Source organism: Bacillus massiliigorillae, assembly GCF_000380245.2.
Lineage (GTDB): Bacteria > Bacillota > Bacilli > Bacillales > DSM-1321 > Bacillus_AD > Bacillus_AD massiliigorillae.
The window spans coordinates 148,981-164,649 of record NZ_HG428743.1; the positions used below are offsets into that span (position 1 = coordinate 148,981).

Annotated in this window: 13 protein-coding genes; 1 reads left to right on the forward strand and 12 read right to left on the reverse strand. The window is 34.7% G+C overall.

What is annotated here, in order from left to right:
• Positions 1-78 precede the first annotated feature (78 nt).
• The 6 genes from deoC to TX86_RS19380 all read right to left on the reverse strand — a co-directional run bounded on the left by deoC (position 79) and on the right by TX86_RS19380 (position 7,014).
• Positions 79-756, reverse strand: coding sequence for a deoxyribose-phosphate aldolase (gene deoC / locus TX86_RS19355; protein ID WP_042351424.1), 678 nt, complete (start codon positions 754-756; stop codon positions 79-81).
• A 45-nt stretch (positions 757-801) separates the two neighbouring features.
• Positions 802-2,103 carry a pyrimidine-nucleoside phosphorylase gene (locus TX86_RS19360; protein WP_042351426.1) on the reverse strand — a complete coding sequence of 434 codons (1,302 nt, stop codon included), beginning with the start codon at positions 2,101-2,103 and terminating at the stop codon, positions 802-804.
• Positions 2,104-2,250: 147 nt separating this feature from the next.
• Entirely contained in the window at positions 2,251-2,856 is a 606-nt protein-coding gene (locus TX86_RS19365) for an AmiS/UreI family transporter (protein WP_042351428.1), read from the reverse strand.
• A gap of 108 nt (positions 2,857-2,964) precedes the next feature.
• A complete protein-coding gene (locus TX86_RS19370; RefSeq protein ID WP_042351429.1) occupies positions 2,965-4,146 on the reverse strand; it encodes a NupC/NupG family nucleoside CNT transporter in 1,182 nt (393 codons plus the stop codon).
• A gap of 495 nt (positions 4,147-4,641) precedes the next feature.
• On the reverse strand, positions 4,642-5,595 hold the full coding sequence (gene deoR / locus TX86_RS19375; RefSeq protein WP_042351431.1) for a DNA-binding transcriptional repressor DeoR: 954 nt from the start codon (positions 5,593-5,595) through the stop codon (positions 4,642-4,644).
• A gap of 195 nt (positions 5,596-5,790) precedes the next feature.
• Entirely contained in the window at positions 5,791-7,014 is a 1,224-nt protein-coding gene (locus TX86_RS19380) for a NupC/NupG family nucleoside CNT transporter (protein ID WP_042351433.1), read from the reverse strand.
• A gap of 647 nt (positions 7,015-7,661) precedes the next feature.
• Between TX86_RS19380 and TX86_RS19385 the strand changes: the two genes are divergently transcribed.
• Positions 7,662-8,330, forward strand: a complete 669-nt coding sequence (locus TX86_RS19385; RefSeq protein WP_154663178.1) for a hypothetical protein — start codon at positions 7,662-7,664, stop codon at positions 8,328-8,330.
• 173 nt (positions 8,331-8,503) lie between these two features.
• On the opposite strand, the gene TX86_RS27640 is transcribed toward TX86_RS19385, so the two are convergent.
• The 6 genes from TX86_RS27640 to TX86_RS19410 form a co-directional block, all read right to left on the reverse strand.
• On the reverse strand, positions 8,504-8,659 hold the full coding sequence (locus TX86_RS27640; RefSeq protein ID WP_195892930.1) for a TetR-like C-terminal domain-containing protein: 156 nt from the start codon (positions 8,657-8,659) through the stop codon (positions 8,504-8,506).
• Between the two features lie 73 nt (positions 8,660-8,732).
• Entirely contained in the window at positions 8,733-10,712 is a 1,980-nt protein-coding gene (locus TX86_RS19390) for a methyl-accepting chemotaxis protein (protein ID WP_042351436.1), read from the reverse strand.
• 923 nt (positions 10,713-11,635) lie between these two features.
• Entirely contained in the window at positions 11,636-11,971 is a 336-nt protein-coding gene (locus TX86_RS19395) for a CotD family spore coat protein (protein ID WP_042351437.1), read from the reverse strand.
• A 407-nt stretch (positions 11,972-12,378) separates the two neighbouring features.
• Positions 12,379-12,756, reverse strand: a complete 378-nt coding sequence (locus TX86_RS19400) for a VOC family protein (protein WP_042351439.1) — start codon at positions 12,754-12,756, stop codon at positions 12,379-12,381.
• Between the two features lie 164 nt (positions 12,757-12,920).
• Positions 12,921-14,114 (reverse strand): oxalate decarboxylase family bicupin, encoded by a 1,194-nt coding sequence (locus TX86_RS19405; RefSeq protein WP_042351440.1) that lies wholly within the window; start codon positions 14,112-14,114, stop codon positions 12,921-12,923.
• Between the two features lie 309 nt (positions 14,115-14,423).
• A complete protein-coding gene (locus tag TX86_RS19410; RefSeq protein WP_042351442.1) occupies positions 14,424-15,350 on the reverse strand; it encodes an alpha/beta hydrolase family protein in 927 nt (308 codons plus the stop codon).
• Between the last annotated feature and the right edge of the window lie 319 nt (positions 15,351-15,669).

Genomic DNA, 15,669 nt, shown 5'->3' on the forward strand with positions numbered 1-15,669 from the left:
AGTTGTTTTTTGAACTTACTTTTAGGATAGCTTCTTTTTTATTTAAAGGCTTAGCTTTCACGAGCCTTTTAATGTCGATTAATAAGCAGAATTAGATTGTTGTCCGTTCACAATAGCAATACCAGAACTTGCTCCAATTCGTGTTGCACCTGCTGCTACTAATGCTTCAACATCAGCAAGATTACGTACACCACCTGAAGCTTTAACTCCTAAATCAGGTCCAACTGTTTTACGCATTAATGCGATATCAGCTACTGTTGCTCCACCAGTAGAGAAACCTGTTGATGTTTTCACAAAATCTGCTCCAGCTTTTACAGAAAGCTCACAAGCACGTACTTTTTCTTCATCTGTTAATAAGCATGTTTCAATAATTACTTTCGTTAATGCTTTTCCTTTAGCTGCGTCTACAACTGCTTGAATGTCTCTTAAAACAAGCTCATCATTCTTATCTTTAAGAGCACCAATGTTGATAACCATATCTACTTCAGTTGCACCTTTTTCAATTGCATCCTTCGTTTCAAACGCTTTTGTTTCAGGAGTTGAAGCACCTAATGGGAATCCGATTACTGTACATACTTTTACTTCAGGAGTGTCCTTTAAGATTTCGTATGCTGTCGCAATTTGTGATGGGTTCACACATACAGATGCAAAGCGATGTTCCTTTGCTTCTTTTGCTAATTGGATGACTGCTTCACGGCTAGCATCCGCCTTTAATAATGTGTGGTCGATTAAACGTGCTACTTGTTCTTTATTCATGTTGTATTCCTCCGTTTGGTTGATATTATCTATTTAAATGATTAATTAATGAATTTCTGCATGTACAAGGACAGGATTTTCAACTTTTGTAGATGAAATTCTGTATGAATCATAAATACGTTCCATTACATCCTCTACATTTTCACGATTGCTGTGGATTGTAACGATTGTATCGCCTTTTTTCACTTCGTCACCGATTTTCTTATGAAGCATTAAACCAACTGCCAGATCAACAATTGATTCTTTTGTTGCGCGACCGGCACCAAGAATCATTGCTGCTGTTCCAATGCTATCAGCTTCAATTTCTGCTACGAAGCCATCTTCTTTAGCCAATACTGGAATTTCGTATTTTGCTGCTGCTAATTTAGATGGGTCATCAATGACAGATGCGTCTCCACCCTGCGCTGTAACGAACTCTTTAAATACTTCTAACGCTTTGCCATTTGCAATAACTTCTTCTAACATTTGACGTGCTTCTTCAACCGTTTCAGCATGTTTAGCTAAAACAACCATCTTGCTTCCTAAAGTTAAGCAAAGCTCTTCTAAATCTTTTGGTCCTTGCCCACGAAGAGTATCAATCGCTTCTTTTACTTCTAAAGCATTACCAATAGCCAATCCAAGTGGTTGATTCATATCAGAAATAACAGCCATTGTATCACGCCCAACATTCTTTCCGATTTCAACCATTGCATGCGCAAGCTCTTTCGCACTTTCTACATCTTTCATAAATGCGCCAGCACCTACTTTTACATCAAGTACGATTGCATCCGAACCAGAAGCGATTTTTTTACTCATAATAGAACTTGCCATTAAAGGAATAGAGTTAACTGTAGCAGTAACGTCTCTTAAACCATAGATTTTCTTATCTGCTGGTGTTAAATTGCCAGTTGGACCTGTTACAGCCACTTTCACTTCATTTACTTGCTTAATAAATTGATCTGCCTCAATCTCTGATTGGAAACCAGGAATAGCTTCAAATTTATCAACTGTTCCACCTGTGTGACCAAGTCCGCGACCAGAAAGCTTTGCGACTGGTACACCTACAGCTGCTACAAGAGGAGCTAATACAATTGTTGTTGTATCACCAACACCACCTGTGCTGTGCTTGTCTACTTTTATACCTTCAATCGCAGACAAATCAATTTGATCACCTGATTCAACCATCGCCATTGTCATGTTAGCTGTTTCTTCAGCCGTCATTCCTTTAAAGAATACAGACATTAAGAAAGATGACATTTGGTAATCAGGAATGGAACCATTTGTATAACCATCAACCATAAAATAGATTTCTTCTTTTGTTAATTCGCCACCGTCGCGTTTTTTCTCAATTAAATCTACCATTCTCATAAAAATCCAACTCCTCTTTCCAGTTATTTATTGTTCTAATTGTCTATTCATTTACCCAAATGGGTTACTTATACTTATGTAATCGATAATACTATAACACCTTTTTGAACAAATGTAAAAACATTATTGAACTTTTGTAAAACCTATTTATTCTAATGCTTGTTGATTAGTACGCAATTCAAATCCTGCCTTCACAAAATAAAGAACAGACACCACTAATACGACAATCCATATTCTTTGAATCATTACTTCTTCCCATATTCCTATCAAGGTTAGTAAAGCAGGAAAAGTCAAAGTGACAAAAGATTGAACAAACGCTACTTTACCTACATAATCTGCAATCGGCTTCTTTAAAACGTTTAAAACATAAAACAAATACCATAAAAATGCCCACATGACCCAAGTAAGAGCCTGCACATAATTTTGAAAGTGGAATGCAGAAACAAACGCATAAAAAATAGCAATCATCGTTACCCATGCACTAAACCAACCAAGCCCACTTCCGTCCATTCCTTTATAAAAAGTAAAAGACACATATAAGAAGGTCAGACCAAACAAGAAAGTCGCCGTATAACCATAGATTGTCCAAGTATTTTGATCTGAAACCATAATGAGATAAAGAGGAATGATAATTTGAAGAATCCCCACAAAAAAATTAAAAATCGCTACGCTCTTTGTCTCTGCCTTTTTACGTAGCATTAAACTATTCAAAAATAAAACTGCCCCTGAGAGCAGTACGCCTACATTAGCCATTATTTTTTACCTCCATTTTTCATCTGAATCCCTTATTTGCTATAAGGGAATCAAAAAAGAAGCAGTGATAACTAAATAGCAACAACTACTTCTTTTTTAAAATTTAAATTAAATAACTAAACCAACAATTGTAGCCGTTAAGATACTAACAAGTGTAGCTCCAAACAATAACTTTAAGCCAAAACGTGCTACTACATTCCCTTGCTTTTCATTCAAACCTTTAACTGCTCCGGAAATAATACCGATAGATGAAAAGTTTGCAAAAGATACAAGGAATACTGAAATAATACCAAGTGTATGCGCACTCATAGACTTAGATACTTCCCCAAGGCTAACCATAGCAACAAACTCATTCGTTACTAATTTAGTTGCCATAATTCCTCCGGCAGAAACAGCATCTGCCCACGGTACCCCCATAAGGAAAGCAACTGGAGCAAAGATATATCCTAGTATTTCTTGGAACGATATACCGATTACCATATCAAATAAGGAGTTGATTAAATCCATTAACGCTACGAAACCGATCAGCATCGCTCCAACAATAATGGCTACCTTAAATCCATCCATGATATATTCGCCAAGCATTTGGAAGAATGATTGCTTATGCTCATCTTCAATCGTTAAAATATCTTCGCTTTCATCTACTTTATATGGATTAATGATTGAAACAATAATAAATCCACCAAATAAGTTCAATACAATCGCCGTTACCACATATTTCGGTTCAATCATCGTCATATATGCCCCAACAATCGCCATAGAAACGGTCGACATTGCCGACGCACATAATGTATACATTCGCTGTGGTGTAAGCTTATCTAATTGTTTTTTTACAGTAATGAATACTTCAGATTGACCTACCATTGCAGAAGCAACAGCATTGTATGATTCCAATTTACCCATGCCATTTACTTTACTAATTAATAAACCTACCCACTTCATGAAGAAAGGAAGGATTTTAAAGTGCTGCAAAATTCCTATCAATACAGATACAAAGACAATCGGTAATAATACATCTATAAAGAAAGGAGACTCTCCATCATTCGCTAACCCGCCAAAAACAAATGATATACCTGTATTTGCGTAAGACAGTAAATGATCAAATACATTGGCTATTCCTTTAATTAGAACATAACCAAACTTTGTATTTAGCAATAATGCTGCCAATAAAAATTGGATAATCAGCATTAGGACTATATTTTTGTACTTGATTTCCTTTTTATTTTTACTCATTACCAGAGCTAAACCAAAAACAAGTAGCAATCCACAAAAAGATATTAAGTATCTCATAAGCTCCTCCATCAATATATATCTTATTTTTTGGCGTTCGTACTTCATACTACAAGCCTTTTTTTCGCTCATTCTGTAGACATATCGAAGTATGAACAACAGCTAGACCTTAACTAAAAAAATCAGTAGTCAGATGTCAGACAAGTACTTTCTGCACTTTTTGTAAAAATGAATCTAGCAAAAAGATAATATTTTAGCTATATTCATATAGATTCTCACATAAATATACATATACACTCATTGTTCCAATTGCATTACCATGTGAGATTGTAATCAAAATTCTATGTAAGAAAGCGCTGTCAACCTTATGAAATCTCATTTTAATAGTGAAGTTCGTTTTTCCTATTTCACTATAACAGCTCATTTGACATTTGTAAAACAAATAATGAACTTTTGTAAAAACCATCATTGGTCTTTTTTGATGGATACTGATGCTCCTTGGCTTATGCCCAATCAAAAAAAGCATGGCAGTCTCTAGATGACTGCCATGCTTTTCTAGTCGTTGGATTCTTCTTTATTGAGAAGAATTTTAGCCGTATATGCATCTGTTATTAAAACATTACACATCTTCGACTTAATTGCTCCCCATATTCCATCTACTTTTTTCAAACCACCTGCAACTAGAATGGATTGTTCTTTCTTCTTTAAATCCTCTAACTCAATGCCAATGGTTCTCGCATTCAGCTCTTCATTGCAAATATGACCATCTTTATCAAAGAATCGAGAGGCTATATCCCCTACCGCATGCTCTGAGATGACCTTTTCGTCTTCATCGGTAAAATAACCTAATTGAAAAAGAAGAGAATCTGTTTGCGGAACGCCCACTGTATAAACAGCAATATTAGCTTCTTTTCCTATCGTTAGTAAGCTACGAATATGACGGTCTGCTTCTATCGCTTGCTTAACCACAACATGGTCTACTATAGCTGGCAAAGGTAACTGATACAGCGTTGCATCAAATGCTTTCTCAAACAAGTGTAACGTTTCAGAAGCGTAGGTTTTCTTCTGTGAATGACTGACTCCGCCTTTTAACTGTACAACCTTCACATCTCGCACTGATTTATGTTCCAAATGAGTTGCTACTTGATACAAAGTTGTACCCCAAGTAACACCAATCACATCTTCATCCTTAACAATACTGCTCACATAGTCTGCCGCAATTTTGCCTATCGCTTGCTTAACAATATTCTCTTCATACATTGGAACAGAAACAACTATTGCTTTTTTTAATCCTAGTTTTTCTTCCAGTTCAGTCCCTAGTACACGACAATTTTCAGAAGGGTCCATTATTTTTATTTCAACAATGCCTTCCTCTTTGGCCTGTTGTAATAGCCTTGATACAGTTGGTCTAGATACGCCTAACTTCTTGGCTACCTCCATCTGGCTGAAATCCATTTGATAATAAAGTTTAGCTGCCTCAACCATCTTTTTACTTTTTTCGCACTCCATTATATTCAGCCCTTTAAATATACATTTGTATTCATATTGTTACACATATGTAAATACCCATGCAAGGATAAAAATATTTCTACTAAACGACGAAATATTGAAAGCTATAGCTTTCTAAAAAAATAAACGACATTAATTCCCCATTAATGTCGTTTATTTTCACGATATTCATTTTTTTAAATAAACCGTGATTTATTATCCAATAATCATTCCAGCAATCGCAGCACTTAAACATGATGCTAATGCACCAGCAATGATCGCTTTTACGCCTAAGCGTGCAATGTCTGGTCTACGTTTTGGTGAAAGCTTTCCAAGTCCTCCAAGTAAGATACCTAGAGAAGAAAGGTTCGCAAAACCGCATAATGCAAAGCTGATAATGATAACTGATTTCTCAGATAAAGTATCGATAATTGGAGCAAAGTTGCTGTATGCAACAAATTCATTTACTACTAGTTTTTGCCCAATAAAGTTACCTGCTTGTAAGGCTTCTTCCCAAGGAACACCGATTACAAAAGCTAATGGAGCAAAAATATAGCTTAATATTAATTCAATCGATAGTTGATCGTAACCAAACCAACCACCAACTAAACCTAAAAGTCCATTCAGTAATGCGATTAATGCAATAAAGGCAAGAAGCATCGCTCCAACATTTAGAGCAAGTTGCAGACCCGTTGATGCACCATTTGCTGCCGCATCAATTACGTTTGAAGATGCTTCATCTTTAGCCATCTCAAATCCTTCCGCATCTTCTTGGCTTTGTTCCGTTTCAGGAATCATGATTTTAGCAAGTAATAGTCCAGCTGGTGCTGACATCACACTTGCAGCAAGTAAATATTCCAATGGAACACCCATTAAAGAATATCCGACTAACACACTACCAGATACAGAAGCTAAACCACAGACCATAACGGAGAATAATTCTGATTTAGTCAATTTGTCAATGAAAGGTTTTATAACGAGAGGAGCTTCCGTACAACCTACGAAGATGTTTGCAGTTGCAGAAAACGATTCAGCCTTTTTCGTACCTAATAGTTTTGAAAGGGCACCACCAACATATTTGATTACAATTTGCATAATGCCTAAATAATATAAAACAGAGATTAATGCAGAGAAGAAAATAATAATACCTAAAACATTAAATAAGAAAACGTGTGTAATACCTGATTCTGGCGTGTAAAGACCACCAACTAGAAAGTTAATTCCTTCATTAGCATAACCGATAACAGCGTTAACGCCATCAGTTACCTTTTGTAAAATAGTTCGTCCTAGTGGCCATTTCAACACGATAAAAGCAAAGGAAATTTGAATGGCTAATGCCACTACCACCGTGCGAATATTAATTTTTCGTTTGTTATTAGAGAAAAGAAAAGCAATTCCTAAAATACAAAGAATCCCTAACAACCCCCATAGATAATTCATTATGTCACCTCATGATATTATTTTGTATAAAAACAACATTCATATTGTTTTTATGGAAATTTAATATATCAGTATAATTTAATCTTTACAAGTGGGGATTTTTAGAAAACATATACATTCACGAGGTAACAGTATAAAAATGTTCGTGTTTTTTTATCATCACAAGACTTATAATCAGCATTCATTTCACTTGTTTTATTCACCAATAAAAAATGTTCGTGTTTTGATAAAGAGTGCCATTAGGGCGCTCATTTTTTTACTAAAGTATCTGTTGGTTTAAAGTAAAATCTCCCCATTTTGTTTACATAGTCAAAAAAAATCCCAAGCTTCTCCTAGATGGTCAGCTTGGGATTTTTATTTATACCTATACTATCATTTTTCAAATAACAATTTAGATTATTTTAATCGAAAATTTGGTAATGAAACATCAATCCTTCTGATAATTCATTAGTAATTCTATACTAAATGTATTTTATTCAAATCAAATCTGAAATATTTAATGAACTAGTTTTTCGGGAGTGATAATGTGACATTTCCCTATATTTACCTGATGTTTTCAAATGATTTTAATGCATAAAATATTTTTAGGGAGTGAGTTTTTATTGAGGTTAAAATACTTAATTACGTGTTTTGTAAGTGCATTATTTATGAGTTTTATACTTTCTTCAGTTTATAATGCCGTAGCTATTAAGAATTTCAAAAACGAAGCACAATTACTAATTAGTAAGACAAAAATGAATGATCTGTTAGTTTATAATGATTTAAATCAAGAAGGTAACACCATAAATATATCCTTTACACCAACTAAAACATTTGAATCATTAAGTACTGAAGACCAATTTGTATATTTATCACAATTTCATAGGCTATTAAGATTTCATCTTAAAAATGGTCCTACTATGAATTCTTATTATTCAAAGGATATTAGATTTCATCTTAAGGTGAATAACATTCCATATAAGTATTATGATGTACATAATGAAAGGTTTAGTCTATACATACATAAAGGTGTTTTAGAAATTGGTCAATCCAAAATTCTTGAAACCACTGTTAAAAATTCGACTACCTTTATAACGAATCACATTGAACCAAACATCAAATACAAAACAAATGGCTACTATGATGTTGAGATTATTGAATATATGCAAAGGTTTGCGAACCTATTAACTAAAAATGGAATGAATATAAATCTAAATAAAGATGGTCATTTAATAGCTACAGAAACCATGGAAAAGTATAAGTTAACCTTTGATGATTTTAACAAAATTTTTTTTAGATGGTATTTCTTCGCTTTTGATAATCCTTTCAACGCTTAATCCGGTATATTTTTATACTGGATTTTTTTATTAGACAAATATAAATCAAAAGGTAATACAGCCACAAGTGATGAAGGTGCAATGAATATCATTCATGCACCTGTGGTTGGCAATAATAGTCTTTCAAGAATCCCATTACCGTTAGTCAGCTTTTGCCTTTAGCTGCGAAAGTATCAATGGTTACTGAAATTCCTTAATCCCATTGCATTAATAGGTCCTTCAAAAGACAAATTAAATACGATCTCAGCTATTTCTTCCGGTGATTGTTTCATACCCGTGTTTAACCAATGTAAGATGACTCCAAAATGAGCTGAAGCAATATACGCCATAAAAACATCAATAAGTAAAAGTAATTTTTTATTCTAACTTTTGGGATGCGTCACCTTTAACTTCCACTTTTTCTTAAATTTTATACTTACTCACAGCAGTATTTAACTCCTGTGCTAAATTTGCTAGGACTTGACTTGCAGAAGACATTTCTTCCATTGAAGCTGCCTGTTCTTCTGTAGCTGCCGATACTGTCTGCGTCTCTCCTGCGGTAGCTTGGCTATCCTTATTAATTTCTAGGATCTCTTTCTCGATTTTTCTACTACCACCCGAAATACGATCCGATAATTCCTGTATTTTTTCTGTCATTGTACTAATTTCAGAAATCATTTCATCAATTTCGCCAAAAATAACCTGTGCCTCTTGAACAACATTTGTTCCTACTGATACTTCTTTCTTTTCTTCTGACATTGATACTATAACATTGGCAGTATCATTTTGAATTCTTTCAACTAGCTCAGAAATTTGTTTTGCTTCCCTATGTGATTGTTCTGCTAATCTTCGTACTTCCTCAGCAACAACAGCGAATCCTTTACCATTATCGCCAGCACGTGCTGCTTCAATAGCTGCGTTTAATGCAAGTAAATTGGTTTGTTCTGCGATACTAGATATTGTATCCACAATTTGACTGATTTCCTTAGAGCGTTCACCAAGACTTCCAACTAACTCCGATGAAGCTGTAACACTTTGCTCAATCGTCGACATCTGGGTAATGACTTTACTTACAATCTCTTTACCCGATTTTGTTCGATTAGCTGTTTGTACCGACTTATCTACTATTACTGCTGCATTACCTGTTAAGTTTTCAATATCATGGGACATTTGATTAACAACTTCAACAGCCTGTTCTACTAATTTCATTTGATTGTCCGCACCATAAGCCACCGAGGTTATCGATTCAGCTATTTGCTCAGCAGCCTGTGCAGATTGTTCTGCATTAGCAGTTAATTCCTCACTTGATGCGGCTAACTGTTCAGCTGATGTATTGACACTTCCAATTAATTGACGTAGTTTCTGTTTCATTTCATGGAAAGATGTCGCTAAAACACCAAGCTCATCACGAGACGTGATTGTCTGAGGTTGGTCACTGAAATTCCCATCTGCCATTTCGCATGCCTGCTCCATCATTTCTTTCAATGGTTTAGTAATTTTCATCGTAATCCAAACAATAATTCCGCACAAAATTATGGCAACAATAACACATCCTATAGCAAGCATATACGCCATCTTATCTACTTTGGCAAACAATTCTTCCTTATTAACACTTGAACATAAATACCATCCAGTATTTCCTATCGGTGCAGAACTAAGTAATTGTTCTTCTCCATCGATTTTAATCGTTTCTACTACATTTTGTTTCTTTTTCATGTTTTCATAAAAGTTTTTCAAACTGCCATCGTAAACATTCTGTACTAGTTTATCCGGTTGAAATTTAGGATGACTAATCAATTCACCTTTATTACTTACAACAAAAACAAATCCTGTTTCTCCAATTTTTACTTTTTTTAATTTATTCAACAAATGATTCAAATTTACATTTGATGTTACTACTCCGATTTTCTCGCCATTTTTGATAATCGGTGCACCTAAAATGGATAATAAATCTTTTGTTCCTGCTATATCTCTATAAACATCTGAATAAACAGGTTCACCATCGGACGCAAATATTTGTTTGTACCAATCACGCTTACGATGGTCATAATCACTAGGTGGTACCCAATTATCGCTGTCTACGTAGGTCTTATTTTCGTATGCAAAAGCTATTGTTGTAATCCCATTTTCTTTATCTAATGGATATTTAACCATTTCTCTCATTGCCTCTGGTGTAGGATTTTGTTTTGCTAATGACAATGCAAGACTTTTGACGCTAGCTTCATGTCTTACTAAATCTTTATTTATGGATTCGCTATTATACTTAGTCGTTAATTGATTGGACTGTAAAATTTGCTCGTTTAAAGCATTTTTAGAAGTATCATACGCATAAAAGCTTAAGATTGTAATAAAAATAATGACAGGTATTAATAAACCAACAAGCATTTTCGTTTTCAAATTCATTGGAAGTTCTCCTTGTATACAAAGTAGTAAATATAGTCTGGCTCTGATGTCACTTTGAATCTTTTATATTGGTTATTAATCAATTTTATAAACTTGTATTCTGCTATCCTTCTACTATCAGAACCTTTCACACCCAGATTTTTGTTATTTCTTCATTGCTATACTTATATAATATTATTCGGAAAATTATAGTATTTATTTAATTAAATTATGAATTTTTGTTTTTTTAATAGCTTCACTGGCTTATAACAAGACTGATAACGTCTAAAATCCTTTGTATATTTTAAATTCTTGACCCTTACGTATGTCCCAGTTAGCTACATAAAAAAAGCCGTCTAGTTGACAGCTCTGTTCTTTGCTAATGAACCCAGATTAGGGATTTAATACATTTTTTGTTATCTTACTATTATAAAGTTGTGTTTATCTTGACAAATAGGCAGATTTATCGAAGTTGTTTTTTTAACAGATAATCAAGTATGAGAATACTGATCCATTTTAAATGGTCCTATTTTTATTTTGAAACCATTTGTTTTTGTATTAAACGAACTTCAATCAAAATATATTATATATGAATACATTACAGAGGTGAATTGAATGTTCCGAATACTTTATAGTCGATTTAAAACCTTGATTTGGCTTGTTCTCTCTCTGCTCTTTCTTAGTGGTACTATCTATAACTTCAATAAAGATTCTATACTTGATTTTTATGTAAATGGTCTCTTCTTTCTTATTTCATTAACCGTATTCATTATTGTAATTTGTAAGAAAAAATAAGGAATTTCTTCTCATTGCAGAGATAGAAACATACTAACTTTAACTCGCTCACTAACGCTCTTAAATACTTGTTTAACCATCCTATTATTAACCCAAAAATAAAACAGCACCCTCAACGGATACTGTTTTACTACTTAAACCAACATCAATTATTTTTTATGTCCACAGCTACTAGAGCTCTCGTCATGACAACGACATTTACAATGGCAATGTTTATGATCCTCACAGTGTTTATGAAAATCACAGCCTCTATGACCTTCCTCTACTGTCTCAAATACATCTCTTTCACAAACAGGAAATTCATGTACATTCTTTATTACAGTACGATGAACATTAATAATTTCTTTTGGATGAATGTGCCTTCTTATTTTCTCTTTTGTTTTTGTTCTTACCTCAGTTTCAGTGGGGCAAGTAACAACTTCTTCTCTTTCGCACTCTCTTTCTCTCTCTGACTCTTCTCTACATTTACGACAATTACGTCCCATATCCATACCACCTTTTATATTGTTATTTCACAATACATATTATGCAAAAGGTGGGGACGAGTTGTAGATGTTTCCCTAGGATTTAAAAATATAGGCTAAATTTATCCACATTAGCTTATTTTCATTGTATTACCTAAAAATTATCTATCGCTTTCTTATGGTTTATCAATCTATTTTTTATCCCCTTTTTCACTTTTTTGAACTTATAGACGACAATCTCGCTTACCTTCTCTTTCAACTCTGATACTTCCCCCACAGGCTCTTTTATCGTTAGTTGAAGAAGATAAGATGCTCTAATGCAACAAATAAAATGAGTTCTCTATTTTCCCTTCACATTTCTCGTTTTTAAAACAAAAAATCCCAAGCTTATCTATATAGCTATAGATAAGCTTGGGACTTAAAAGCCATCATTTTTCCATTACAGCAAAGTAATTTTCTTCACTATCAGTAAAGTTAAACACTCTCCCCGAAGGCATGCTTACAATTTCTCCAACTTTGACATTTTTCTTTTTTAAACCGTTATGTAATTGCTCGAAATTATCTGAGAAGAACATTAAAGAAGGTGTACCAAGATTCATTTCTGGCGACATTTTAGAAATTAAATCTTTATCGTGAAGAATAATGCTTGTTTCAGCATCCGTTGATGGGGAAATCTCAATCCATCTCATTCCTTGACCGTTATTTTCATCAGCAACTACGCTAAATCCTAATGTTTCTGTCCAAAACTTTACTGCTTCATCTTGGTTATTTACATACAACATAATTTGGCCAACTTGATTAATCATGTACTTCACTCCTTTAGCTATTGATTGGAAATTATAACATCTTAAACCCTTAATAAGCAAAAGATACCACTACTATTCATTTACATTTAAAATCCCAATAAAAAAAGTCCTTAAAGATCATTCCCTTAGGACTCCATAAAAACAAATCGATGAGTTAAATTACCTTACCTGTTTTTCGGGTAGTACGTAAACCCTGGATATTTCACAACTGGTGATTTCTCCTTGCGTAGAGCATTGAGCAATTCTGAACCAACGTTTAAGTTGCTTTGAACTATTTCTTTAGGAGTCAGTGCCATCCATTGATTCAGCGACACGCTTTCAAAACGGTCACTTTTGAACATTTCTAAGAACCATAATGTTTCTGTACCAGTATTTTGAATATAATGCCCTGTAGCAAAAGGTACGTATCCGACATCACCAGCTCTATAATCAAATGTACGTGCTGTACCACTTCCAGTAAATACGGTCATTCGCCCTTCTCCAGTAAGGTAATACTGCCACTCATCGTTATTAGGATGCCAATGAAGTTCCCTCATTGCACCAGGCTCAATCTCAACAAGTGCTGCCGCGATTGTTTTTGAGATTGGAAAGTTAGTAGAATCTACAATTCGTACACTGCCACCTGGCGTTTTGATTGGCGTTTGTTCCAAAAGCTCATGCTTGAAGTTTAAGGGAACTTCTCCATAGGGCGACTGGACTGCTTGACTTTCTAATGAACCAGGTACTTTCCCCTGATAAATATAGACCTGTTCAGAAGGAATGGAGTCAAATGCACTCTCTGATACTCCAAAATTGGCCGACAGTACATCTTTTGGAGTATGCGCAAACCAATCAGAAATAGACAAGGTGGAAAGATCAGAAAAGTTTCCGTCATCGAAGACAAGTAGAAATTCACAATGCTCCAACCCTTGAATCGAATGTGGGATACCTGGAGGGAAGTACCATAGATCGCCAGGGCCAACGTCAGCAATAAAATTTCGTCCTTCTTGGTCGACTGACGTTATACGTGCCCGTCCTAACAACATATAAGACCATTCTGCTTGTTTATGCCAATGGAGTTCGCGAACCCCTCCGGCTGTTAAACTCATATTTACACCGGCAAGGGTGGTCGCTATGGGAAGTTCCCTTGCTGTGATTTCTCGAGACCATCCTCCATGATTTAAATTCATATACGTGTCTGAGAATGAAAATTTCAAGTTAGGCACTAAGCCTGCATCCGTTTTAGGGGGAACGAGCATATTCGGATTTTGAATATCTTGGATAATATTACGCGGGCCTGAGTCAATCGTTCCAGCTCCATCACTTCTGATGGGTTGTGGAATGTTTCTCTCCACTTGATTATCAGTTCGTTTATCCATCATGACGCTCCTCTCATAGGAATGTTAGGAAAAAAATTCTTTTTCACAGTATATGACTTGGGCTTCAAATAATTACTATGCCTAATATAAGAAAAACCGTCACCGGTCTTTTTCGATTGATGCCTAGGCTCCTTGATTTACTCTCAATCGAAAAAGAGCTATGCGGCAGAAATAAGACGGGCATAGCAGATGTAAGGTTAGACACCCCACAAAACGATATACATTCTTACTTAATAAGGAAAAGCTATCTAAATGATAGCCATCTCTTACCTTCTGATTTATTTTATTACTGTCAAAGGATAGAACAATTTAAATGGAAAGTATCCAATCAGAAATGTCTTTCACAACTTGTTTATCTAAATGCTGAGCAACTTCGTATTCTTTTTTTGCTTTTCGTATTTCTCCAAAAACAGAAGGCATAAATAAATGATTTAAGTTCGGATATAATTTGAAAGATATATTCGGCTTATCTCCTAAAATTTCTTTGTATCCATTGAAATCTTTTTCCACCGATACTTGGAAGTCTTTATCTCCTTGTAATATGAACACGGGCTTGTCTAGCACCTTTAAATAATCAATCGATGGATGTTGACCCATTTCTTTTAAGTAATACGCTCTACAGCTTTTTCCCAAAACCGGAATCGTTTTTGCTTCTTCATCACTTATATTGTAGATATTGTCAAACTTAGATGATAATGCTTCGATTTGTTTCCTAGCAATGATTTTCAAAAACTTATTGAGCGAATTTAAAACAGCATTGTTTTGGTCCATGATAATTTCTTCAAACTTACGAGGAGACCCGCCCATAATTACTATTCCTGCAAAATCTCCGCCTTCTGCATCAATTCGAGGAGCTAACATTCCTCCTAAACTATGACCTACAATAAAAATCTTATTTGAATCAATACGTGGGTCTTTTTGCAAGAAGTCCTTTGCGAGAATGGCATCTTCAATGGTTTCTTCTTTTACTGATAATCCAGTATCGTTTATCATTTCCTTCCCATACACAAATGTTCTCTTATCATAACGTAGCACAGCAATTCCTATTTCCGCCAAACCTTCAGCAAGGTCTTTAAAAGGGGTATTATTGCCGATTTTTTCGTCCATATCAGATGGACCTGATCCGTGGACTAATACAACTGCAGGAAGCAATTCATTATTTATATCAGGGATAGTTAATATTCCATTAAGTGGGTACTTTGTTTCAGTGCCTATAACAATTGTTTTATCGGTCATTTGTATAACCTCCATTTAATACTACACAGCATAATCATTATTTTCCCTGTTTGATTAAGCTCAAACAATGCCATCATTCATTACCTATAGCTACCTAATTAGAAACGACTCCCTATTAGTTGAAATAATTCTTACTCTATTATAATTCACCAACAAACCAGTCTTTCCGTTAGTTCAATGCTATCATCCACTAATGATGCATACCTTCTCTTTATTCCTCTTAGTTTCCTTTTAGAACCATTATCGAATCTCCAATGATGCATTACTAAACCTCCTTCATGAAATTATATTGATTCATCTCATAAAAGCACTTATCCCA